At 63.7% G+C, this 21932-nt stretch carries 20 protein-coding genes and 1 pseudogene; 10 read left to right on the top strand and 11 right to left on the bottom strand.

Features of this window, described 5'->3' with window-relative positions:
* Window positions 1-75: 75 nt before the first annotated feature.
* From EO156_RS18890 to metH, 3 genes and pseudogenes are all read left to right on the top strand, one after another.
* Window positions 76-1071, top strand: a complete 996-nt coding sequence (locus EO156_RS18890; RefSeq protein WP_016849909.1) for a metalloregulator ArsR/SmtB family transcription factor — start codon at window positions 76-78, stop codon at window positions 1069-1071.
* The gene (locus EO156_RS18895; protein ID WP_016849910.1) at window positions 1068-2207 is read left to right on the top strand and encodes a homocysteine S-methyltransferase family protein; all 1140 of its coding nucleotides are present in this window, start codon (window positions 1068-1070) and stop codon (window positions 2205-2207) included. The genes EO156_RS18890 and EO156_RS18895 overlap by 4 nt, the downstream gene beginning before the upstream one ends.
* Window positions 2208-2640: 433 nt before the next feature.
* Window positions 2641-5397, top strand: a pseudogene (metH, locus tag EO156_RS18900) (methionine synthase); the annotation flags it as partial.
* Window positions 5398-5534: 137 nt separating this feature from the next.
* On the opposite strand, the gene EO156_RS18905 reads toward metH, so the two are convergent.
* The 10 genes from EO156_RS18905 to EO156_RS18950 all read right to left on the bottom strand — a co-directional run bounded on the left by EO156_RS18905 (window position 5535) and on the right by EO156_RS18950 (window position 15506).
* Complete coding sequence (locus EO156_RS18905; RefSeq protein WP_016849912.1) at window positions 5535-6740, bottom strand: AGE family epimerase/isomerase; 1206 nt, start codon at window positions 6738-6740, stop codon at window positions 5535-5537.
* Window positions 6737-7723 (bottom strand): carbohydrate kinase, encoded by a 987-nt coding sequence (locus tag EO156_RS18910; protein WP_016849913.1) that lies wholly within the window; start codon window positions 7721-7723, stop codon window positions 6737-6739. The genes EO156_RS18905 and EO156_RS18910 overlap by 4 nt, the downstream gene beginning before the upstream one ends.
* Window positions 7720-9030, bottom strand: coding sequence for an L-fucose:H+ symporter permease (gene fucP, locus EO156_RS18915; RefSeq protein ID WP_005913776.1), 1311 nt, complete (start codon window positions 9028-9030; stop codon window positions 7720-7722). The genes EO156_RS18910 and fucP overlap by 4 nt, the downstream gene beginning before the upstream one ends.
* Window positions 9031-9043: 13 nt before the next feature.
* On the bottom strand, window positions 9044-10219 hold the full coding sequence (locus EO156_RS18920) for a LacI family DNA-binding transcriptional regulator (RefSeq protein WP_016849915.1): 1176 nt from the start codon (window positions 10217-10219) through the stop codon (window positions 9044-9046).
* Between the two features lie 140 nt (window positions 10220-10359).
* Window positions 10360-11205, bottom strand: coding sequence for a transporter (locus tag EO156_RS18925; protein WP_016849916.1), 846 nt, complete (start codon window positions 11203-11205; stop codon window positions 10360-10362).
* A gap of 324 nt (window positions 11206-11529) precedes the next feature.
* On the bottom strand, window positions 11530-12264 hold the full coding sequence (locus EO156_RS18930) for a DUF2058 family protein (RefSeq protein ID WP_326492057.1): 735 nt from the start codon (window positions 12262-12264) through the stop codon (window positions 11530-11532).
* Window positions 12265-12282: 18 nt separating this feature from the next.
* Window positions 12283-12519, bottom strand: a complete 237-nt coding sequence (locus EO156_RS18935; RefSeq protein ID WP_003483700.1) for a SlyX family protein — start codon at window positions 12517-12519, stop codon at window positions 12283-12285.
* Window positions 12512-13861 (bottom strand): UDP-glucose/GDP-mannose dehydrogenase family protein, encoded by a 1350-nt coding sequence (locus tag EO156_RS18940; protein WP_016849095.1) that lies wholly within the window; start codon window positions 13859-13861, stop codon window positions 12512-12514. Before EO156_RS18940 ends, EO156_RS18935 begins: the two co-directional genes overlap by 8 nt.
* A 25-nt stretch (window positions 13862-13886) precedes the next feature.
* Window positions 13887-14858 carry an FKBP-type peptidyl-prolyl cis-trans isomerase gene (locus tag EO156_RS18945; RefSeq protein ID WP_005913770.1) on the bottom strand — a complete coding sequence of 324 codons (972 nt, stop codon included), beginning with the start codon at window positions 14856-14858 and terminating at the stop codon, window positions 13887-13889.
* Window positions 14859-14948: 90 nt separating this feature from the next.
* Window positions 14949-15506 carry a glutathione peroxidase gene (locus tag EO156_RS18950; protein ID WP_016849096.1) on the bottom strand — a complete coding sequence of 186 codons (558 nt, stop codon included), beginning with the start codon at window positions 15504-15506 and terminating at the stop codon, window positions 14949-14951.
* 134 nt (window positions 15507-15640) lie between these two features.
* On the opposite strand from EO156_RS18950, the gene EO156_RS18955 reads away from it, so the two are divergent.
* The 7 genes from EO156_RS18955 (at window position 15641) to EO156_RS18985 (ending at window position 20289) form a co-directional block, all read left to right on the top strand.
* Complete coding sequence (locus EO156_RS18955) at window positions 15641-15889, top strand: hypothetical protein (protein ID WP_015472303.1); 249 nt, start codon at window positions 15641-15643, stop codon at window positions 15887-15889.
* 2 nt (window positions 15890-15891) lie between these two features.
* Window positions 15892-16254: a GntR family transcriptional regulator gene (locus tag EO156_RS18960; protein ID WP_003483692.1), complete on the top strand. Its 363-nt coding sequence runs from the start codon at window positions 15892-15894 to the stop codon at window positions 16252-16254.
* Window positions 16251-17126, top strand: a complete 876-nt coding sequence (locus tag EO156_RS18965) for an ABC transporter ATP-binding protein (RefSeq protein WP_016849097.1) — start codon at window positions 16251-16253, stop codon at window positions 17124-17126. The genes EO156_RS18960 and EO156_RS18965 overlap by 4 nt, the downstream gene beginning before the upstream one ends.
* On the top strand, window positions 17123-18109 hold the full coding sequence (locus tag EO156_RS18970) for a hypothetical protein (protein ID WP_003483688.1): 987 nt from the start codon (window positions 17123-17125) through the stop codon (window positions 18107-18109). Before EO156_RS18965 ends, EO156_RS18970 begins: the two co-directional genes overlap by 4 nt.
* 10 nt (window positions 18110-18119) lie before the next feature.
* On the top strand, window positions 18120-18938 hold the full coding sequence (locus EO156_RS18975) for a DUF4097 family beta strand repeat-containing protein (protein ID WP_016849098.1): 819 nt from the start codon (window positions 18120-18122) through the stop codon (window positions 18936-18938).
* Between the two features lie 31 nt (window positions 18939-18969).
* The gene (locus EO156_RS18980; RefSeq protein WP_005925590.1) at window positions 18970-19500 is read left to right on the top strand and encodes a DUF2884 family protein; all 531 of its coding nucleotides are present in this window, start codon (window positions 18970-18972) and stop codon (window positions 19498-19500) included.
* Window positions 19501-19866: 366 nt separating this feature from the next.
* A complete protein-coding gene (locus EO156_RS18985; RefSeq protein ID WP_016849100.1) occupies window positions 19867-20289 on the top strand; it encodes a hypothetical protein in 423 nt (140 codons plus the stop codon).
* 122 nt (window positions 20290-20411) lie between these two features.
* On the opposite strand, the gene EO156_RS18990 is transcribed toward EO156_RS18985, so the two are convergent.
* Window positions 20412-21815 carry a class II fumarate hydratase gene (locus tag EO156_RS18990; RefSeq protein ID WP_016849101.1) on the bottom strand — a complete coding sequence of 468 codons (1404 nt, stop codon included), beginning with the start codon at window positions 21813-21815 and terminating at the stop codon, window positions 20412-20414.
* Window positions 21816-21932: the final 117 nt, after the last annotated feature.

The raw sequence follows: 21932 nt of genomic DNA on the forward strand, positions 1-21932 counted from the left end.
ATTCGCATGCGTATGTAGTTGACCGCACCTGGCGCCGGGTCGAAAATATCTCCATATCGCGATATAGAGATATTCATGGATCTGGAAGACTGGTCGGCACGCCTGAAGGTATTCGCCGACGCCACCCGAGTCCGCCTGCTGGCCTTGCTGGAGCAGGAAGAACTCACCGTGGCCGAGCTGTCGGCCATCACCCGCCTGGCGCAGCCGCGGGTGTCCACGCACCTGGCCAAACTCAAGGAAGCCGGGCTGGTCCGCGACCGTCGCGCCGGGGTGTCGGCGTATTACCGCTTCGACGAAGTGTCGCTGGACCCGGCCCAACGGGCGCTGTGGCTGGCACTGAGCACCGGCAGCGACGACCCGTTGTTGCGCCAGGATGCCGAGCGCGTGGCCGCCGTGCTGGCCAACCGTGCCGCGGACCAGAACTGGGCCGATTCGGTGGCCGGCGACATGGAGCGGCATTACTCGCCGGGCCGCACCTGGGAGGCCCTGGCGCGCACCGCCCTGCCCCTGCTGGAAACCGGCGACGTGCTCGATATCGCGTCCGGCGACGGCGTGCTGGCCGAACTGGTGGCACCGCACGCCACCCGCTACATCTGCATCGACACCAGCGCGCGCGTAGTTGCGGCCGCCAGCGAGCGCCTGCGCAAACTACGCAACGTGGAAGTGCGCGAAGGCGATATGCATGCGCTGCCATTCCCCGTTGCCAGCTTCGACCTGGTGGTGCTGATGCATGCACTGACCTACGCGGCCAAACCGGCGCAGGCGGTAGCCGAATCGGCGCGCGTGCTGCGCCCGGGCGGCCGCCTGCTGCTGTGCAGCCTGGCCAAGCACGAACATCGCGCCGCAGTGCATGCGTACGGCCACGTCAATCTGGGCTTTGCGGTCAAGGAGTTGCGCAAGTTCGTTGAAAAAGCCGGGCTGGACGTCTCCAGCCTGGAGACGGTGACACGCGAAAAACGCCCGCCCCATTTCGAAGTGATCTCGCTGATTGCGGTGAAGCCGGGAATGGCGAATCGGGATTCGGGATTAGTGGAAAACAAAGACACCGCTGCGCGGAGAACCGGACCATGACGCACGTGCGAATCCCTAATCCCGAATCTCCAATCCCGTTTGCATTGCCGTGGCTGCATCCAGAACGCGCAGCCAAGCTCACTGCCGCGCTTGCCGAGCGCATCCTCATCATCGATGGGGCGATGGGCACCATGATCCAGCGCCACGATCTGCAGGAGACCGATTACCGCGGCACCCGCTTTGCCGACGGCTACGACAGTGCGCACGTGCACGGCCCCGGTTGCGACCACGCGCACGTACCGCAGGGCCACGACCTGAAGGGCAACAACGATCTGCTGCTGTTGACCCGCCCGGAAATCATTGCCGGCATTCATCGTGCCTACCTGGAGGCAGGTGCCGATCTCCTGGAAACCAATACCTTCAACGCCACGTCGGTGAGCCAGGCCGACTATCACCTGGAACATCTGGTGTACGAGTTGAACAAGGCCGGCGCACAGGTCGCGCGCGCCTGTTGCGACGACGTCGAGGCGTTGACCCCGCACAAGCCGCGCTTTGTGATCGGCGTGCTCGGCCCCACCAGCCGTACTGCCTCGATCAGCCCGGACGTCAACGACCCGGGCTACCGCAATACCAGTTTCGATGCGCTGCGCGCAACCTATCGCGAGGCTATCGAGGGCCTGATCGATGGCGGCGCGGATACGCTGATGGTGGAAACCATCTTCGACACGCTCAACGCCAAGGCCGCGCTGTATGCGATCGAAGAGGTCTTCGACGCGCGCGGCGGGCGTTTGCCGGTGATGGTCTCCGGCACCATCACCGATGCATCCGGTCGCACCTTGTCGGGACAGACTGCCGAAGCGTTTTATGCATCCGTCGCGCACGGCCGGCCGTTGTCGATCGGCCTGAATTGCGCGCTCGGCGCCAGGGATTTGCGCCCGCATGTGGAAACGCTGGCGCAGATCGCCGACACCTATGTCAGTGCGCATCCGAATGCCGGCTTGCCGAATGCCTTCGGCGAATACGACGAGACGCCGGAAGAAATGGCGCAGACGCTGCGCGAATTCGCACAGGCCGGCCTGCTCAATCTGGTCGGCGGCTGCTGCGGCACCTCGCCCGACCATATCCGCGCCATTGCCGAGGCGGTCGCTGATCTGCCACCGCGGCAATTGCCGGGCGCACAAGAGCTGGCGGCGTGATGCTTCAGGCTCACCCTCATCCGCCCTTCGGGCACCTTCTCCCGCTGGCGGGAGAAGGACAGCGCGGCGCTTGGATTGCCGCAAGGACGCGCCGTGCGCAGTCCACCTGCCTTCTCCCGCTTGCGGGAGAAGGTGGCGCGAAGCGCCGGATGAGGGCCGCATTGCACCGCGCCCCAGGGGCGGGCCGTAAACACCGACTCACCACGACCGATCGCGCCGCGCACCTTCTCCCGCTGGCGGGAGAAGGACAGCGCGGCGCTTGGATTGCCGCAAGGACGCGCCGTGCGCAGTCCACCTGCCTTCTCCCACTTGCAGGAGAAGGTGGCGCGAAGCGCCGGATGAGGGCCGCATTGCACCGCGCCCCAGGGTCGGGCCGTGAACACCTACTCACCACGACCGATCGCGCCGTCGGCGTCGCCTTCCAGCAGAGCCTTGCATGAGCACTCCCCGCTACACCCGCTTGTCCGGCCTTGAGCCGCTGGTCATTACGCCGGACCTGTTGTTCGTCAACGTCGGCGAGCGCACCAACGTCACCGGCAGTGCGCAGTTCCGCAAGCTGATCAAGGAGGAGCGCTACGAGGAAGCGGTGGAGGTCGCGCGTCAGCAGGTGGACAGCGGTGCGCAGATCCTCGACGTCAACATGGATGAAGGCCTGATCGATTCGGAGAAGGCAATGACGCGCTTTCTCAACCTGATCATGTCCGAGCCGGATATCGCGCGCATTCCGGTGATGGTGGATTCGTCCAAGTGGAGTGTCATCGAAGCGGGATTGAAGTGCCTGCAAGGCAAGAGCGTGGTGAATTCCATCTCGCTCAAGGAAGGCGAAGCGGTGTTCATCGAACACGCCCGCAAGGTCTTGCGCTACGGCGCCGCCGCGGTGGTGATGGCCTTCGACGAAGCGGGCCAGGCCGACACCTGCGCACGCAAGGTCGAGATCTGCACGCGCGCCTACACGCTGCTGACCGAGCAGGTGGGCTTTCCGCCGGAAGACATCATCTTCGACCCGAACATCTTTGCCGTGGCCACCGGCATCGAAGAGCACGACAACTACGCGGTGGACTTCATCGAAGCTACCCGCATCATCAAGGACACGCTGCCGCACTGCCATGTGTCCGGCGGCGTTTCCAATGTCTCGTTCTCGTTCCGCGGCAACGAAACCGTACGCCAGGCAATCCACTCGGTGTTCCTGTTCCATGCGATCAAGGCCGGTATGGACATGGGCATCGTCAACGCCGGCGGCATGCCGATCTACGACGAACTGGACCCGGAACTGCGCGTGCGCGTGGAGGACGTGATCCTCAACCGACGCCGTGACGGCACCGAACGTCTGCTGGAAATCGCCGAGCGCTACAAGGGCACCAAGGGCGCGGCAAAAGTCGAAGACCTGGCCTGGCGCGACAAGCCGGTACGCGCGCGCCTGGCGCATGCGCTGGTGCATGGCATCGACGCATTCGTGGAAACCGATACCGAAGAAGCGCGCCAGCATTCCACACGCCCTCTGGACGTGATCGAAGGCCCGCTGATGGACGGCATGAACGTAGTGGGCGATTTGTTCGGCGCCGGCAAGATGTTTTTGCCGCAGGTGGTCAAGTCCGCGCGCGTGATGAAAAAAGCGGTGGCGTATCTGCTGCCCTTCATCGAAGCGGAAAAACTGCGCACCGGCGATGTCGGCAAGTCCAACGGCAAGATCATCATGGCCACCGTCAAGGGCGACGTGCACGACATCGGCAAGAACATCGTCGGCGTGGTGTTGGCCTGCAACAACTTCGATGTGGTGGATCTGGGCGTAATGGTCTCGGCGCAGGTGATCCTGGATCGCGCACGCGAAGAAAACGCGGATCTGATCGGGCTGTCCGGCCTCATCACGCCATCTCTGGAAGAAATGTCGCATGTGGCGCGCGAGATGCAGCGGCAGGGCTTTGACATTCCGTTGTTGATCGGCGGCGCAACGACCTCGCGCGCGCACACCGCGCTGAAGATCGACCCGCACTACACCGCGCCCACCGTGTGGGTGAAGGACGCCTCGCGTGCCGTGGGCGTGGCGCAGTCGCTGATCTCGCGCGACCTACGCCAGGCCTTCGTCGCCGCCAACGATGCCGATTACGCGGAAATCCGCGCACGCCACCGTAATCGCGGCGATGCCAAGCGCTTGGTGTCGCTCGAAAAAGCGCGTGCGCAACGCTTCGACGGCGATTGGGGCACTTACACGCCACCGGCCCCACGCCGGCCAGGCATCCACGTCTTCGACGACTACCCGTTGCAGGAGCTGATCGAACTCATCGACTGGACGCCGTTCTTTCAGGCATGGGAACTGGCCGGCAAGTTTCCCGCGATTCTCAGCGACGAAATCGTCGGCACCCAGGCCAGCGAGCTGTATCGCGACGCACGCCGCATGCTCAAGCGCATCGTCGAAGAGAAGTGGCTGACGGCCAAGGCCGTGTTCGGGCTGTGGCCGGCAAATAGCGTTGGGGATGATGTTGAGGTGATCCTGACGGACCCCCGGGATTCGGAAGTCGAGATTGGAGATTGGCAGAAGCAAAGCCAATCCCGAATTTCCAATCCCCAATCCCGGCAACTCCTGCACTTTTTGCGCCAACAAGTCGACAAGCCCATCGACCGCCCGGATTTCTGCCTGGCCGATTTCATCGCTCCGAAAAGCAGCGGCACGCAGGACTGGATCGGCGCCTTCGCGGTCACTGCCGGCATCGGTATCGATGCGCATGTGGCCCGGTTCGAAGCCGCGCACGACGACTACAATTCCATCCTGCTCAAGGCTCTGGCCGACCGTCTGGCAGAGGCACTGGCCGAGCGCCTGCATCAACGCGTGCGCACCGAGTTCTGGGGTTATGTCGAGGACGAAGCGTTGGACAACGAAGCCTTGATCGCCGAGCGCTATCGCGGCATTCGCCCGGCACCCGGTTACCCGGCCTGCCCCGAACACAGCGAAAAACGTACCTTGTTCGATCTGCTCGATGCCGAGCGCAACGCCGACATGTCGCTGACCGAAAGCTTCGCGATGCTGCCCACCGCCGCGGTCTCCGGGTATTACTTCAGCCACCCCAAGAGCCAGTACTTCGTGGTCGGGCGACTGAGCAAGGAACAGGTGGCCGATTACGCAAAGCGCAAGGGCATCACGCCGGCACTGGCCGAGCGTTGGCTGGCATCGAATCTGGATTACGACCCGGAGTAAGGGCATCTGCAGTCCGCAGATCGTAGAAGCGCACCCGGGCGCGATGAGGCTTTCCTGGTAGAACCTCATCGCGCCCGGGTGCGCTCCTACGCTGCAACGCCACCGCATTGCGCGGCGGCGCTTGGATCACGCCAGCATCAAGCAGCCGGCCGCAACACGTTCAAGACTTCGTAGCACGCGCCCATGGTGTGGTAATCGGTCTTACCCGCCGGGCTTTTCTCATCGCTGTACTTGCGGTTGTCCGCATCCAGGATGCGATACCACGCGCCATACTGATGGTCGATCATGTGCGCCCACGAATAGGCCCACAGCGTGTCGTACCACTGCCAGTAGCGATCGTCGCCGCTGCGCTGCGCCAGCAATGCAGCAGCGGCCAACGACTCGGCCTGCACCCAGAAATACTTGTCGTCGTCGCAGACATTGCCTTCAGGGTCGAAGCCGTAATACAGCCCGCCGCGCTGCGTATCCCATGAGCGCTCCACCGCCACATCGAACAGGTGCTGCGCGGTGGGCAGCAACCAGTCGGCCGGCGCATAGCGATCCAGCAGCATCAGCAGCTTGGCCCATTCGGTCTGATGGCCCGGCTGAAAGCCCCACGGGCGGAACAGGTGCTTGGGATTGTCGCGGTTGTAATCCCAGTCGATATTCCAATGCAGATCGTAATGCTCCCACACCAGCCCATCGGCCTTGGCAGCCTGGCGTTGGGTCATGTTCTCCGCCAGCACCAGTGCACGATCGAGATAACGCTGCTCGCCGCTGGCCTCGTACGCAGCAATCATCGCCTCGCACATATGCATGTTGGCGTTCTGACCGCGGTAGCTGGTGAAGTTGAACTGCGCGTCGGCTTCGTCGCGATACAAGCCGAAGCCTGCTTCCCAGAAGTGTTTTTCCAGCAGTTGCCAGGTTTCGTCCATCCACTCACGCGCCTCATCGACGCCGGCTTTCAAGCCGCACGAATACGCCAGCAACACAAAGGCAACGCCGTAGCAGTGATTCATGTCGTCTTCGACCACGCCATCGCGCAGCGTCCACGCGTAACCCCCGGTTTGCGGGTTGCGATGCACGTTGCGCAGATAGTCCAGCCCGTGACGTACCGCCTGCAGGTACGCAGCATCGCCGAACTCGCGGTAGGCCATCGCGTAGTTGAAGACGAAGCGCGTACTGCTGACCAAGTGCCGATGCCCGGCATCGTAGATCGAACCGTCATCGCGGAAATACTGGAAAAACCCACCGGCCGGATCGATCGCGCGCGGATGATAGAACGCCATGGTGTCGGCGATGTGCTGGCGCAAGACGTCGGCCGAACGGAAATCGGGTGCGGGTGTTGCAGGCAAACGGCTCATGATTGTTCCTGGATCAAGGAATGGACTTCATCGATGCTCGGCATTGCCGCGAACGCGCCCTTGCGCGTCACCGCCAGCGCGCCGACCGCGGCAGCAAACCGGATCACCTCATTGATTACCGCGGGATCACCGCACAGCTGCTCCAGCGATGCAGCACGCGTCGCCAGCTGATACAGCAGCCCGCCGACGAACGCATCGCCGGCGGCGGTGCTATCGCGCACCTGCACCTGGAACGCCGGCACCTGGCCCGAATCGGTCCGTGTCTGCCAATGCACCGGCCCGCCGCCATAGGTGACCAGCAACCAACTGGCCCTGCCCTGCCACAGCTTTTGCGTGACCGCACTGGCGTCGCTATCGAGCGTTCCCGCCAGATACTCAAGTTCCTCGCGCGAAAGCTTGACCACATCGGCCAACGCCAGCGCCTCCCATAGCAACGGCGCCGGGTCGACATCCTGCGGCCACAGCATCGGGCGCAGATTCAGATCAAGGCTGACGATGGCGCCATCGGCGCGCGCACGGCGCATGCCGTCGAGCGTGCACTGGGCAATTTCCGGCTCGGTCATGCTGTTGGAGCACACATGCAAGACCGCTGCCTGCGTAAACCCGTCCGCAGCGAAGTGCTCGGGACGGAACAACAGGTCCGCTGCCGGTGGACGGTAGAAACTGAAACTGCGTTCGCCCGCGTCGTCCAACGCAACGAACGCCAACGCAGTCTTGGCCTGATCGGTGCGTACGATGCCGTCGGTCGCCACGCCGGATTGCTGCAGGCTTTGCAGCAGGAAATCGCCGAACATGTCGCGCCCGAGCATGCCCACAAAATGCGCAGCGCCCCCCAGGCGCGCCACCGCAACGGCGACATTGGCCGGCGCACCGCCGGCATATTGCGCGAAGGTGCGCGCCTCGTCCGGGCGGGCCTGCGGCAACGCCAGCATGTCGATCAGCGCTTCGCCGAAACACACCACCTGATGCCTGCTCGCACTCATGCGCGTGCCTCCGCCAGTGCGCCGCGCAACCGCGAGCCCCAGATACCGTAGAACACGATGTACAGGTAGCACAGCAACGGCAGCACGAACGACTCATGCAGGCCGATGCTGTCGGCGAGCAACCCTTGCAGATACGGCACGATTGCGCCGCCGACAATGGCCATGATCAGCAGGCTCGACGCGCGCCCGGTCAGCGGACCAAGCCGCTCGATGCCCAGGGTGAAGATGGTCGGGAACATGATCGAATTGAACAGGCCGATCGCCACCAGCGCGTACACCGCCAACATGCCGCCGCTGGCCATGGTCAGGCCCAGCAACACCGCGTTGATTGCAGCGAACACCGACAACAACACGCGCGGCGACAGCTTGGCCAGCAGCGCCGAGCCGATGAAACGGCCGATCATCGCCAGCGTCCAGTAGGCCGACACATACTTGGTTGCCTCGCGCTCGGTGAACCCACCGATCTGCGGCAGCGAGAAGTAATTGACCATCAGGCTGCCGATCGCCACTTCTGCGCCAACGTAGAAAAAGATCGCCAACACACCGAAGCGCACATGCGGGTATTGCAAGGCGTCGAGCAAGGAATGCGTGCTGTCGTCTTTCTGTGCGCTGGCGTCGGTCAGAGCCGGCAGACGGAACAAAAACACGAAGATCGCCAACAGGAACAGCACGATGCCCAGCCCGATGTACGGGCCTTGCACGGCCTGCGCTTCCTGCACGCGATAAGCCAGTTGCTCAGCTTCCGGCAGGGCCTTCAGTTGGTCGCCGCTCATTACCGTGTTGGACAGGATCAACCAGCCGCCCAACAGTGGCGCGATTGCAGTGCCGAGCGAATTCAGTGCCTGGGCCAGGGTCAAGCGACTGGAGGCGCTACGCTCGGGCCCCAGCAAGGCGACGTAGGGATTGGCCGCCACCTGCAAGATGGTGATGCCAGTGGCCAATACGAACAACGCGCCGAGAAATGCGCTGTACACGCGCAATTCCGCCGCCGGCCAGAAGCCCAGCGCGCCGACCGCCGCCACCGCCAAGCCGGCCACGATACCCTGCTTATAGCCCAACCGGTTCACCAGCCAACCGGCCGGCAGCGACATCAGGAAATAGGCACCGAAGAAGGTGAACTGCACCAGCATCGCCTGCGCGAAGTTGAGCTCGAACACCGCCTTCAGATGCGGAATCAGGATGTCGTTGAGGCAGGTCAGAAAGCCCCACATGAAAAAGATCGTGGTGACCACCGACAACGCGACGCCGTTGTTGACGGGCGCCTTGTTGCCGCTGGGCACGGAGGATTGCGTGGAAAGGGAAACCATAGGGATTGCCTGGTCAGCGGCCTGAGGCCTTGGTAGGGGAATGGGCGGATGGACCGCTTGGGGGAGGTGGTGACATTCGCGTTGTGGGTCCGCAGGCGCTGCTCGCACGAATATTCAGTGCGACTGCGGCGGTCAGCTGTTGTGCGGCAAGCTCGGGGCTACCGATACGTTGCAGCACCAATTGCGCAGCCTGCCTGCCCCGCGCACGCGGGTCTGCAGCCAGGGTGGTCAATGCAGGCGTGAACAGCGCCGCTTCGGCGATATCGTCGAAGCCGGTCACCGCGAAGTCGCGGCCGGGTACGAGGCCGTGCTTGGCCAGTGCCGCCATCAAGCCGAGCGCAACGGTGTCGTTGTAGCAGACCGCCGCAGTCGCTGCCTGCGCCGTACTGTTTAGCAAGCGCGCCCCGCAGACTGCGGCGTCCTGGCGATTTGGAGCCGACTCGACGTAATGCGTTTCCAGGTCCGCCTCCTGCATCGCACGCGCGTAGCCGGCGCGGCGCTGGCGGCAGGAACTGGATGCGGCATGCCCACCGAAGAACACGATACGCCGATGACCTTGCGCGATCAGATGCGAGCAGGCCACGAACGCGCCTTGTGCGTTGTCGAGCGCCAGCAGATCCCATTGCGCGCCTTCCACCTCGCGATTGAACAGCACCACGTTGCGCTGGCGGCCGAGCACCTGGCTCAGCGCCTGCGCCTGGCTGCCTTCGGCCGGCGACAGGATGATGCCCGCCGGCGTGTGCTCCATCAGCGAGGTCAGCACTGCTTGTTGACGCTGCGTCGATTCGCCGGTGCTACCGAGCAAGGTGACATAGCCGGCTGCGCCCAGTGCTTCGTCGACGCCGGCGGCGAACTCGGCAAAAAACGGGTTGGACAAATCGTTGATCACCAGCGCGACGCTGGACGAGGTGCGCTGGCGTAAGTTCGCCGCGGCGCGGTTGTAGACGTAATTCTGCCGATCCAGCTCGGCCTCCACGCGCGCGCGCGTGCTCGCATGCACGAGCGGGCTACCGCGCAACACCAGCGACACCGTTGCGCGCGAGACACCAATGGCGCCGGCGATATCGCGTAACGTCACCGCGCCGCGCCGCGCGCCCGGCGTCGCGTCGTCCGCCGTCATCTCGGGTGTCGGCTTGGCTGGCGTCACGTGGCAAGCCTTGCGGTGGAAGAAAGACGCATGCAGTGGCATCAAATTGGATCGATCCAATTAGGCCTTTTCCGCGCAGCCAATGCATGCGGCAGTGCAACATAGCTCATCTGGCACCAGGCTGAGAGGCCCAGGGCAACGCGCCGACTGGCCAGTGACCCAGCAGCGGCGGTTCGCGCCGCTCACTCAAACGCGATCGACAGTCCGATGCCACCCTGCCAGTCCGGGCTTTCCGAGGTCAGTCCGCGCAACACCGACACATCCAGCTGCATCGCATGCGGCAGCTGCCAGGCGCCACCCGCGCCAGCCACACGCGCATGCTCGCTGCCGGTGTCCAAGCCCGCTTCCACATAGCTGCTGAAATGGTCGCCGGAGAAAAACGTGTAATTGGGAGAGAACGTCCAGGTGTGCCCGTCGTCGTCGCGCGCGTAATTGACGTATAACGCGATGGCGCGCTGCTGCGCCAGATCCCAGGATGCAGTCACCCCGAGTTCGCGCGAGTAGCCGTCGCTGAAGGCCGGGCTGCCGGTCGGAATGCTGTAAGTGCCCAACGCAGCCCAATGAAAGTTCTCCGAGCGCGATGGCAAGGCCACCTTCAACCCGACACTGCTGTCGCCACCGCCACGCACCCGCGCGCCACCGCCATGCTGCCAGTTGTAGCTGTCGCTCCCGAGTTGCAGCTCCACATCCTGGAACAACCCCAGACGCAGCAGCGTGTCGGCAGTGTATTGGGTCGTGCGCTGCCCGCCGCTGCGATCGGTACTCGCATCCGGCAAGCCCTGTTCCCAGGCAAACGCACCTGGCTGCAACGCCTCCGCAGCGAACGGAATGCCCGGCCGGTCGAACGCTGGCGCATCGTCTGCCTGCGCGGCGGCGTGCCCGCTAGCCACGCACAGCGCAAGCATCGCCAAAGCCGACGGCGTTCGGCGCGGCGCCCGCACCGGCACGCGAACAGGCGCACGAGAGACGACGGCCGCCACGGCGTTGGATTTCAAGGATTTCGACGACAGGGACATATGCAGCACCATTGGCAGGACAGAGCAACCACGCAGGGACGAGGGAACGGCAGAGGCGCCAGCCTGCATCGATACGTAACGGCGCGCATGGTGCCGCGCCGCCTGTGACCGGCTTGTATAGCGGCGCTCTGGCCATTGTCTGCCGGGTTAGCGGTCAGGGTGAGCCCCGATGGCAGTGCGGCACCATGACCAGACAACCAGCATGCGTTCTACGCCCGACAATCCGATGGCCGCCCTCTGGCTTACGCGGCGGCTGCGCGCTTGCTGGCTGCGGAAAATGCCTAAAAAAAGGGCACCCGTAGGCGCCCGTATACAACACACACCACGCAGCGCGTCTTACCAGACCAGATCGTCGGGCACCTGATATTTCGGATCAGCGTACGGGTCCTCGCCCGCTGGTGCGTTTGGGTCCACTTTCAATGCCACCGATGGGGCGAACACCGCTTCGGCTTCGGCGAGAAGCTCGGCAGTCACCAGCAGATAGCGTCCGTTGAGTTGCAGCACGCCCAGCTCCCCGGCGTTGAGCGCCTTGAGCTGATCGGCGTTGACGTAAATGCGCTTGATCTTGCCGCCATACGGAAAGTGCCGGGCGATATCCGCAGCGGCATCATTCAGGCCCTTGTCCTTCACCAGCGCTTCGAGCTTGGCCTTGGCTTCGCGACGCAGACGTGCTTCTTCCTGCTTCACTCGCTCGGCTTCGATGCGCTCGTCCTTCTCGCGCTGCGCACGGATCGCATAGGCCTTGGCCAGATCGATATCTTCGCGCGTGCGCGCCGGCCTGGGGCCACGGCGATCTGCAGCGGGATGCTGCGGACGCGGCGCTGCACCGGGCTTGCCGTCATGACGACGCTCGGGCCTGCCAGCGGGTTGGCGCTCGCCATGGCCATCGGTCGCCGCAGCGGCATGCGGACGCTGCGGCCCCCTGGCCTGGCCCGGCCGATTACCCCCGGGTGCTGGCTTGCCGCCATTGCCATGCGCACGCGCTGCAGGACGTGCATCGGGTTTGCGTTCGGGCTTGGGCGCGGACTTGAAGCCCAACCCAAGCAACTGGTCACGTAAGGTATCGCTCATGGCGGTGGCAATCTGCAATCAGTAGTGCGGAGGCGGCGGTTCGTCCGCTGCATCGGCAAACAATGTGGAGCGCACCTTGCCCAGATCCTCGAGCAGGTGGCGGATCAATTCGGCATTACGTGCGCCCGTCAAACGGGCGTCTGCAAGTGCTTCACTCAGTTCGTTGAGCGCCTGCTCCTGGAAGGAGAGGCGCGTTTCCAATTCGATCAACCGCGCTTCCAGCGCGCGGTCTTGCAGCGGGAGTTGCTCATGCATACAGCGAACGGCCTCGTCCAATGGCGTAGTACGCCAGACCTGCGGCTTCGATCTCTTGCGGGTCGTAAAGGTTGCGGCCGTCGAAGACGACATCGTCCTTCAAGGCCTGCTTGATCTTGCCGAAGTCCGGGCTCCGGAACTGCTTCCACTCGGTAACCACGACCAGTGCGTCGGCATCTTCCAGTGCAGAAAAGGCATTGTCGCAGAAGGTCAGATCATCGCGCTCGCCGAAGATGCGCCTGGCTTCGCGAGTGGCTTCAGGGTCGTAGACGCGCACGGTGGCACCGGCTTCCCACAACTGTTCCATCAAGCGACGGCTGGACGCAGCACGCATGTCGTCGGTATTGGGCTTGAACGCCAGACCCCACACCGCGAAGGTCTTGCCGGCCACAATGCCGGCGCCCTCGGTGCCGTAATGCCGCTGCACCAGTTCGAACAGATGGCCCTTCTGCGCGTTATTGACGCTTTCCACTGCGTTGAGCAGGGTCGGCTGCATTCCGTATTGCTCGGCCGTCTTGGCCAATGCCTGCACGTCCTTCGGGAAGCACGAGCCGCCGTAACCGGCGCCGGGATAGATGAAGTGCCAGCCAATACGCGGATCAGAGCCGATGCCGTTACGCACGTGTTCGACGTCGGCACCGACACGCTCGGCAATATTGGCGATCTCGTTCATGAAACTGATCTTGGTCGCCAGCATCGCGTTGGCCGCGTACTTGGTCAGCTCGGCCGAACGCACGTCCATTTCGACGATGCGATCGCGGTTGCGATTGAACGGTGCGTACAGGCGACGCATGCGCGCAATGGCCGCCGGCTTCTTGGCGCCGATCACGATGCGGTCCGGGCGCATGCAGTCGGCCACCGCGTCGCCTTCCTTGAGGAATTCGGGGTTGGAGACGACATCGAAGTCGTGCGCCACTCCGCGCGCGGCCAGTTCTTCCTGGATCGCCGCGCGCACGCGATCGGCCGTGCCGACCGGCACCGTTGACTTGTTGACCACGATCGCCGGGCCGTCGATATGTCGGCCCACCGTGCGCGCAACTGCCAGCACGTATTGCAGGTCGGCACTCCCATCCTGGTCGGCCGGCGTGCCTACGGCAATGAAGGTGATCTCGCCATGCGCGATCGCGGCAGCCGCGTCGCTGGTGAAGCGCAACCTGCCGGCGGCATGGTTGGCCTTCACCATCGGCTCCAGGCCGGGCTCGTAGATCGGAATCAGCCCGCGATTGAGGGCATCAAGCTTGGCTTGATCGATATCCACGCAGACGACCTGATGCCCCACTTCCGCCAGGCAGGCACCGGTCACAAGACCCACGTAGCCGGTGCCGAAGATCGCAACGCGCATGGAATGAACTGCCTCCTGCGGAAGATCAGGGAAGGATACCCATCAGTTCGACATCGAACGTCAACGTTGCGTCAGGTCCGATCGGCCCTCCTTGCGTGCCGTTCGGGCCATAGGCCAAGTTGGATGGAATCCAGAAACGGTATTTCGAACCGACCGGCATCAACGCCACGCCCTCGGTCCAACCGGGAATGACTTGATCCAGACCGAACTCCGCCGGCTGGCCGCGCTGGTAGGAACTGTCGAAGACCTGCCCGTTGAGCAGCTTGCCTTCGTAGTTCACACGCACCTTGCTGGTCCGCATCGGGCGCTCGCCGCTACCCTGGCGCAACACCATGTACTGCAGGCCGGACGCGGTAGTGATCACGCCCTTCTCGGTCTTGTTCTTGGCAAGGAATTCATTGCCCTGCTGGCGATTGTTGGCAGCGGCAGCGCCCTGCTTGGCAGAGGCGAATGCCTGCATGGTGGCTGCGGCCTCCTGCTGGGTCAGACGCGTGGTGCCCTTGGCGAACACGGTACGCACCGCTTCCATCAGGATCGACAGATCGATCTCGTCTTTGATACCGGCCAGCGACGGACCAACCGCGCGATCGCCGAGCATCAGGCCGACATTTTCCTTGGACGGTGCAGCCGGCGCGGCGCCCGGCGCCATGCCTGGCACCTGCTGGCCGTTGCGGGCAGCGAGCGCGGTACGCAATGCAGTATCGGTGGCCTGGGTCTGCTCATCCGACAACAGCGGCTTGCCGCCCTTGAATGCATTTTCGATGGCGCGTTGCATCGCGTTCACATCGATGTCCTGAGCGATCGGCTCGAACGAACGTGCCACGTCCATACCGATGGCGTAGCTGACGTTGTCGCGCGTGCTCTTATCAGACGATGCATTCAAAGCTGGCTTCTCCTTGGTGGCCGCTGCGGCCGGTTGCTGCGACATCGCCGGCATCGACGCCGCCATTGCCACCATCAGTAACGACGCCGCCGCGCCGCGCTTTCCCATCTTCATTCGATGCACTTCCCAAAAGTGAAAAGACACGCCACCGATGGCGCTGAATGCGCATTGTCGCACGCGCGCGCGGCGATGCGAGCGCTGCGCTCAGCGCGCCGGCGCCTTGAGCTCGCGTTCGATTGCTGCCAGCACGCTCGGATCGTCCGGTTTGATCTTGCTGGGGAACTGCGCAACCACCCGGCCATCGCGACCGATCAGATACTTGTGGAAGTTCCAGCCCGGCGCCACGCCAGTGGCCTGGGTCAGGCGCTGATACAGCGGCGTTGCCTCGGCACCCAGCACATGGACCTTCTCAAACATCGGGAACTTCACGCCATAGGTCAGCGTGCAGAATTCCTGGATCTGCTTCTCAGATCCCGGTTCCTGTCCCTGGAAATCGTTGGACGGAAAGCCCAGCACGGTGAAGCCGCGGCTGCCGAAGCGCTGGTTGAGCGCTTCCAGACCTTCGTACTGCGGGGTGAAGCCGCACTTGCTGGCGGTGTTGACCACCATGACAACCTTGCCGCCGTAGGTACGGTTCAGGTTGATCGGCGTCTTGCCGGCCAGCGGCCGGTACTCCACATCCAGTACCGGGGTGCCGGCAGCGAACGCAGGCGTTGCAAAAAAGCCAGTCAATACAAGAGCTAGCAGACGATTGAGCAACATGAGCAATGCCCTTCGATAGTTGAGGCGGCGCACCGATAAAGGGGTGCCATCAGTTGGGGATGACAAACAGTTGACTACCTGCGTGCCGGTGTTATAGTTGAATACAACACCAGTCATCCAACGCAGGGCAAAGCATGAACAGCACACGCTTCACGCGACCAGTTCCGCTGTTGCTGTTCGGCAGCACCCTGTTTGCCATTGGTTGCCTGGGAGCCGCTTCCAGTCAGGTGACGGAGTCCGGCGCCGATTATGGCGTGTCGGAGGCGGTTACGGAAAACGCGACAACTCCCCCCGAAGCGCGTTCCCGGCCTGGCCGGCATGTGCGCGCTTCGCTGTCGATGCCCTATTTCTCCTTCGCGCAGGCCCTGCGCCCACGGAGCTGATCATGAACGACATTCAGTGGAGCGACGGCGCTCCCATCTACCGCCAACTCAAGGAACGGGTGATTGCCATGATGCTCGATGGAATTCTCAAGCCCGGCGATGCCCTGCCCTCGGTGCGCCAGGTGGCGGCCGATTACCAACTCAACCCCATCACCGTCTCGCGCGCCTATCAGGAACTGGCCGACGAGAATCTGGTGGAGAAACGCCGCGGCCTGGGCATGTTCATGACCCCGGAAGCCGCACAGAAGCTGCGTGGCAGCGAACGCGAGCGTTTCTTGAATGAAGAATGGCCCGCCGTGCTGGAAAGGATCCAGCGCCTGGGACTGTCCATCGACGATCTGTTGCCACAGGGAAAAACACCATGACCGCCGTCTCCTCCGACCATGTGGTCGATGCACGTGGCCTGCGCAAGGCCTACAAGCATCGGCTCGCGCTGGACAACACCAGCTTCACCATCGCCGCTGGCCGCATCATTGGATTGATCGGCCCCAACGGCGCCGGCAAGACCACTGCGCTCAAGGCGGTGCTGGGCCTGACCGATTTCGCCGGCGAGTTGCAGGTGTTGGGCATGAATCCGCGCACGCAGCGCAACGCGCTGATGAACGAGGTCTGCTTCATTGCCGATGTGGCGGTGCTGCCGCGCTGGCTGCGGGTCGGCGAAGCGATCGATTTCGTCGCCGGCGTGCATCCGCGTTTCGATCGCGCCAAGTGCGAGCGTTTCCTGGCCAATACCCAGCTCAACCGCAAATCGCGGGTGCGCGAGTTGTCCAAGGGCATGATCGTGCAGCTGCATCTGGCGCTGGTGATGGCCATCGACGCACGCATCCTGGTGCTGGACGAACCGACCCTGGGCCTGGACATCCTCTACCGCAAGCAGTTCTACCAGCGCCTGCTGGAGGATTACTTCGACGAGCAGAAGACCATCATCGTCACCACCCACCAGGTCGAGGAGATCGAACACATCCTCACCGATGTGATGTTCATCCGCGACGGCCGCATCGTGCTCACCGCCGATATGGAAAGCGTCTCCGAGCGCTACACCGAAGTCCTGGTCGGTGCCGATCAGCTGGATGCAGCACGCGCGCTGAAGCCGATCGACGAGCGCGGACTGCCGTTCGGCAAGACCGTGATGTTGTTCGATGGCGCGCCGAAAGAGCAGCTCGCCCGTTTTGGCGAAACCCGCAATCCCGGCCTAGCCGACCTGTTCGTTGCGGTCATGAAGGGGACCTACGCATGAATGCAGTGACCAACCAAGCATCACCCGCACGCACCTTCGCCTGGCTGCTCAAACGCGAATATTGGGAGCACCGTGGCGGCTTCGTGTGGGCGCAGTTCATCACCGGTGGCATTGCGGTGTTCTTCGCGCTGCTGGGCGCGGTGATCGGTGCGATCAGTGCGCGCCGCAACATGGTCGGCGACAGCATCGCCATGGACGACCTGGCCGAATACACCCGCACGCTGGGCCAGGTCGGCGACGGTCTGCTGCTGGGCGGCATCGGCATCGCGTCGGTAGTCCTGGCGTTCGTGGTGTTTTTCTATGCGCTCGGCAGCCTGTACGACGACCGCCGCGACCGCAGCGTGCTGTTCTGGAAATCGTTGCCGGTGTCGGACGTGCAGACGGTGTTGTCCAAGGCCGCCTGGGCGTTGCTGCTGGCGCCGCTGATTTCCATCGCGATCGGTGCGGCGGTCGGCATGGCGCTGTGGTTGATCGCCATCGTTGGCGCCTTGATTGCAGGTGTGCCCAGCCCATGGGCGCTGGCGACCCATTCGCACCCGTTTTCGCTGCTATGGCTGTTGCTGAAGACCGTTCCGATGAGCCTGTTGTGGGCGCTGCCGACCGTGGGCTGGCTGATGTTCTGCTCGGCCTGGGCCAACAGCAAGCCGTTCCTGTGGGCGGTGCTGTTTCCGCTGCTGGCCTGCGTGATGCTGAGCATTCTCTCGGCGATGCCGGGCGTGTCGCTGCCGATCGGCTGGATCTGGTACATCGTCGGCTATCGCGGCCTGCTCAGCGCCCTGCCCGGCACCTGGTCGCCGCTTGCCGTCAGCGGCAATCTGGACAGCAGCATGATCCAGAACCCCAGCGATCTGGTGCAGTGGGCATTGCAGCACACCGATAGCACACGTGTGTATGGCAGCCCTGACATCTGGATCGGCGCAGCCATCGGCGTTGCGTTGATCGCCGCCTCCATCTATCTGCGCCGTCGGCGCTCCGAAGCCTGAGGGACGTCCCATGCGCCTGACCCTGAGCCTGGCCATCCTGCTCGCATTGCCCGGTGTCGCAGCAGCAGAGGAGCAGTGCAAATTCTCCGAACCACGCAGCCTGGACCTGCAGCTGACCGGCGTGAAGTCGGTCCTGTTCGAGGTCGCTTCCAACGACCTGCATCTGGACGCCTCGCCCAGCGGCGGCGGAAAACTGAGCGGGCGCGCCTGTGCTGCCAGGGCTGAGTTGCTCAAGAGCCTGACCGTGACCCAGAAACGCGTCGGCGACAAGCTGGTGGTGACCTTGAACGATGACCGCCGGTTCTCCTTCGGCAACAGTTACTCCTACCTGGATCTGCGCGGCAGCGTGTCCAACACGGTGCTGGTGCAATTCGACGTGGGATCCGGCGATGCGCAGATCAACGGCGCCGCCGCAGTGAGCGCCGATGTGGGTTCCGGCGACATGACGATTCGTCGCACCAAGGGCCGCGTGACTGCCAAGGTGGGCTCCGGCGATGTCGAGCTGGAAGACCTGGGCGCTCTGCGCGTGTTGGCAGTGGGCTCGGGCGATCTCAAGGCGCGTGAGGTGCACGGCGCGGTCGAGGTGGCGAAAGTGCAGTCCGGCGAGGTCAAGCTGCACGGCGTCGCAGGCAACATCAAGATCGGCACGATCGGCTCGGGCGATGTCGATATCCGCGATGTGCAAGGCAATGTCAACGTGGAGTCGGTCGCTTCCGGCGCGTTGAATGTCCGCAAGGTGCGTGGCGATCTGAGCGTGGCGCACAAAGGCAGCGGCGATATCGATGTGAGCGAGGTCTCCGGCAGCACGCGGGTGCCGGCAGACAAATGACGACTTCTTTCTGGATGCGGGGGAATTGCTGATGAAATTGCTTGTTTCGGCGGTAGTGATGAGCGTCTTGCTGGCGGGTTGCGGCAAGTCCGAACCGACCGTCAACGTCTCCGGCCAGGCCAATGGTGCCGGCGTGACCTTTACCGGCAAGAGCCTGACGCTCAAGCGCAATGGCTTGCCCGCCGCCACCATCAGTGCCGATGGCGCGCTCAGCGTCGACGGCAAGCCGGTGGACTTGAACGAGGCGCAACGTCAGGCGATGCGCAGTTACTACGCTCAGGTGCAAGGCGTGGCCAAGAAGGGCATCGACATCGGCACCCAGGGCGCGGCGTTCGGCGCACATGCGGCGGGCGAAGCGATCAAGGGCGTGCTCAGCGGCAATTCCGATCAGATCGGCGACAAGATCGAGGCCGAGGCGGACACCTTCAAGAACAAGGCCCTGCAGATCTGCGACCAGCTGGCCACGCTGCGCACCGCGCAGGATGCAGCCGCGCACCTGGTGCCGGCGTTTGCGCCGTATTCGACCCTGACGCAGCACGACATCGACGATTGCCGCAAGTAGAGCGGCCGACAAACCGACTTCGCCCACCGACAAGCGGGCGTCGTCGGTACGCGGCGCGGCATGTGCCGCTCGTACACTGCGGCGCCTGTGCGCCCCACGCCTAGTCGACGACTAGTCGCGGGGAGGTGGCAGCGCCTCCATCAGCGCCGCTCGGCAACTGCGTATCGCACCGCCTGCACAGCTGTTCGCAGGGCGCGCGCCGCTGCTGATTGGCCGGCCGGAAAGCGCCCCCAGCCGACGATGCGTGCACGGCGACCAAACGGAACGATGCCCTGCGACATTTTGGCAGGCACTGGACTGCCGCTTTGCCGATCCGCAGACCGGAGCGGGATTACACTAATGCGCTCTCCTCACTCCATCGACCCCATGAACAAGTTCGTGATGCTCTGCATGGCGCTTCTGCTGTGCACGCTTGCTGCCTGTGGCGACCAATCGTCTCGCCGCGCCGAACGCGGCAAGCCGCGCGTTGCGGTCACCACGCAGTCGGTGATGATCCGCCGCCCGCCGGCTGCCAATGCCGAAATCACCCCCGATGGCACGCTCAAGATCGACGACATCGCGCTGCCGCAGAAAGAGCCGACACGCGCCAAGCTGCAGCTGCTGTTCGGCCACCTGCAGATGTTGCGTCAGCAGGCGGTCAACGAGGCCGGCCCGGATCAGGAATACAAGTCGATCAAGCTGACCGCCACGCCGGAGATCCAGACGCTCAGTGGTCAATTGCTGGATGAAATTCCGTCGCTGCAACCGTATCGCGAGAGCTTCGGCAATGTGCAGGCCGAGCGGCACTGACGCTTAGCCGGCTTGGCCAAGCGACGACAAATCAGCAAAATCGGTAGGAGCGCGCCGCGACAGGGCGTTATCGATAATGCCCCATCGCGCACACGTGCGCTCCTACATATGCGCTGCGGTGATCAGCCCCCGCTACCGCCGCCGGCATGGATACCGCCACGCGTCAATGCCGTCGGGTCGAGCAATCGCCGCAGTTCCGCTTCGCCGAGCCCGCTGTCTTCCTTGGCCACATCCAGTACCGGCCGCTGCTCCTTGTAGGCACGCTTGGCGATCGCCGCGGCCTTTTCGTAACCGATGATCGGGTTCAGTGCCGTCACCAAGATGGGGTTGCGGTCCAACGCCTCGCGGACGCGCTCCTGACGCACCTTCAGACCGGCAATGGCGGTGTCGGCCAACAGGCGCGAAACGTTGCCCAGCAAGGTGATCGAATCCAGCAGGTTGTAGGCGATCAGGGGCAACGTCACGTTCAATTGGAAGTTGCCGGTTTGCCCGGCGATGGTGATGACAGTGTGGTGGCCGATCACCTGCGCGCACGCCATCACGGTGGCTTCGGGAATCACCGGATTGACCTTGCCTGGCATGATCGAGCTGCCAGGCTGCAGCGCCGGCAGTTCGATTTCGCCCAGGCCCGCCAACGGACCGGCATTCATCCAGCGCAAGTCGTTTGCGATCTTGATCAGTGCCACCGCCAGCGCGTTGAGTTGGCCAGACAACTCCACCGCATCGTCCTGCGCGGCGAGTCCTTCGAACTTGTTTTCCGCGCTCTCGAACCTGGCTCCGCTCAGGGTGGACAAGGCCTTGGCGACCTTGCCACCGAAGCGCGGGTCGGCATTGATGCCGGTCCCGATCGCCGTGCCGCCCAGCGGCAAGCGTCGCAAGCGTTTGAGCGCGTCGTCGATACGCTCCTGCGCCGAACTCAGCTGCGCCGACCACGCGCCGAACTCCTGACCAAAGGTGAGCGGCATCGCGTCCATCAAATGCGTGCGACCGGTCTTGACGATCTTGTCCAGCGATTTTGCGCGCTTGTCGATGGTCTTGCGCAGATGCTTGAGCGCCGGTTGCAGATGTTCCTGCACCGCCAGCAATGCCGACACGCGAATGGCGGTGGGCACCACATCGTTGGAACTCTGGCCCAGATTGACGTGGTCGTTGGGATGCACCGCATCCTTGCCGGCACGCGTGGCCAGGGTGGCAATCACCTCATTGGCATTCATGTTGGACGAGGTGCCCGAACCGGTCTGGTACACATCGATGGGAAACTGCGCATCGAAGCTGCCCTCGGCCACTTGCAATGCAGCGGCCTGCACGGTCTTGCCGATCGACTTCGGCAGCAATCCAAGCTCGGCGTTGACGCCGGCTGCCGCGGCCTTGATCAAGCCCAGCGCGCGAATGAAACCGCGCGGCATCGGCTGCCCGGACACTGGGAAATTCTGCACCGCGCGCTGGGTCTGCGCGCCCCACAACGCGTCGGCGGGCACCTGCAATTCGCCCATGCTGTCGTGTTCGGTCCTGAAACGTTCGCTCATCTGCACTCTCCGCACATTGCTGATTTGTGGTGATGGATGGCTGGCGGCGGGCGTACCCACGCTGGCGAGACTGTCTACGATACTCGCACGCCGCGTTGCGACGATGTCGTCGCACGC

Source organism: Xanthomonas sp. DAR33341 (assembly GCF_003992815.1).
In the GTDB taxonomy this organism is placed as follows: domain Bacteria; phylum Pseudomonadota; class Gammaproteobacteria; order Xanthomonadales; family Xanthomonadaceae; genus Xanthomonas; species Xanthomonas cissicola.

Excerpts from the sequence above, each read along its gene's own strand:
- EO156_RS18950 (WP_016849096.1), bottom strand. The coding sequence starts at position 15,506 with ATGTTGCTCAATCGTCTGCTAGCTCTTGTATTGACTGGCTTTTTTGCA.
- EO156_RS18940 (WP_016849095.1), bottom strand. The coding sequence starts at position 13,861 with ATGCGCGTTGCGATCTTCGGCACCGGCTACGTGGGTCTTGTGACCGGT.
- EO156_RS18905 (WP_016849912.1), bottom strand. The coding sequence starts at position 6,740 with ATGAGCCGTTTGCCTGCAACACCCGCACCCGATTTCCGTTCGGCCGAC.
- EO156_RS18975 (WP_016849098.1), top strand. The coding sequence starts at position 18,120 with ATGCGCCTGACCCTGAGCCTGGCCATCCTGCTCGCATTGCCCGGTGTC.
- EO156_RS18945 (WP_005913770.1), bottom strand. The coding sequence starts at position 14,858 with ATGAAGATGGGAAAGCGCGGCGCGGCGGCGTCGTTACTGATGGTGGCA.
- EO156_RS18965 (WP_016849097.1), top strand. The coding sequence starts at position 16,251 with ATGACCGCCGTCTCCTCCGACCATGTGGTCGATGCACGTGGCCTGCGC.
- fucP (WP_005913776.1), bottom strand. The coding sequence starts at position 9,030 with ATGGTTTCCCTTTCCACGCAATCCTCCGTGCCCAGCGGCAACAAGGCG.
- EO156_RS18990 (WP_016849101.1), bottom strand. The coding sequence starts at position 21,815 with ATGAGCGAACGTTTCAGGACCGAACACGACAGCATGGGCGAATTGCAG.
- EO156_RS18980 (WP_005925590.1), top strand. The coding sequence starts at position 18,970 with ATGAAATTGCTTGTTTCGGCGGTAGTGATGAGCGTCTTGCTGGCGGGT.
- EO156_RS18955 (WP_015472303.1), top strand. The coding sequence starts at position 15,641 with ATGAACAGCACACGCTTCACGCGACCAGTTCCGCTGTTGCTGTTCGGC.
- EO156_RS18895 (WP_016849910.1), top strand. The coding sequence starts at position 1,068 with ATGACGCACGTGCGAATCCCTAATCCCGAATCTCCAATCCCGTTTGCA.
- EO156_RS18960 (WP_003483692.1), top strand. The coding sequence starts at position 15,892 with ATGAACGACATTCAGTGGAGCGACGGCGCTCCCATCTACCGCCAACTC.
- EO156_RS18930 (WP_326492057.1), bottom strand. The coding sequence starts at position 12,264 with ATGAGCGATACCTTACGTGACCAGTTGCTTGGGTTGGGCTTCAAGTCC.
- EO156_RS18970 (WP_003483688.1), top strand. The coding sequence starts at position 17,123 with ATGAATGCAGTGACCAACCAAGCATCACCCGCACGCACCTTCGCCTGG.
- EO156_RS18920 (WP_016849915.1), bottom strand. The coding sequence starts at position 10,219 with ATGCCACTGCATGCGTCTTTCTTCCACCGCAAGGCTTGCCACGTGACG.
- EO156_RS18925 (WP_016849916.1), bottom strand. The coding sequence starts at position 11,205 with ATGGTGCTGCATATGTCCCTGTCGTCGAAATCCTTGAAATCCAACGCC.
- EO156_RS18910 (WP_016849913.1), bottom strand. The coding sequence starts at position 7,723 with ATGAGTGCGAGCAGGCATCAGGTGGTGTGTTTCGGCGAAGCGCTGATC.
- EO156_RS18935 (WP_003483700.1), bottom strand. The coding sequence starts at position 12,519 with ATGCATGAGCAACTCCCGCTGCAAGACCGCGCGCTGGAAGCGCGGTTG.
- EO156_RS18890 (WP_016849909.1), top strand. The coding sequence starts at position 76 with ATGGATCTGGAAGACTGGTCGGCACGCCTGAAGGTATTCGCCGACGCC.
- EO156_RS18985 (WP_016849100.1), top strand. The coding sequence starts at position 19,867 with ATGAACAAGTTCGTGATGCTCTGCATGGCGCTTCTGCTGTGCACGCTT.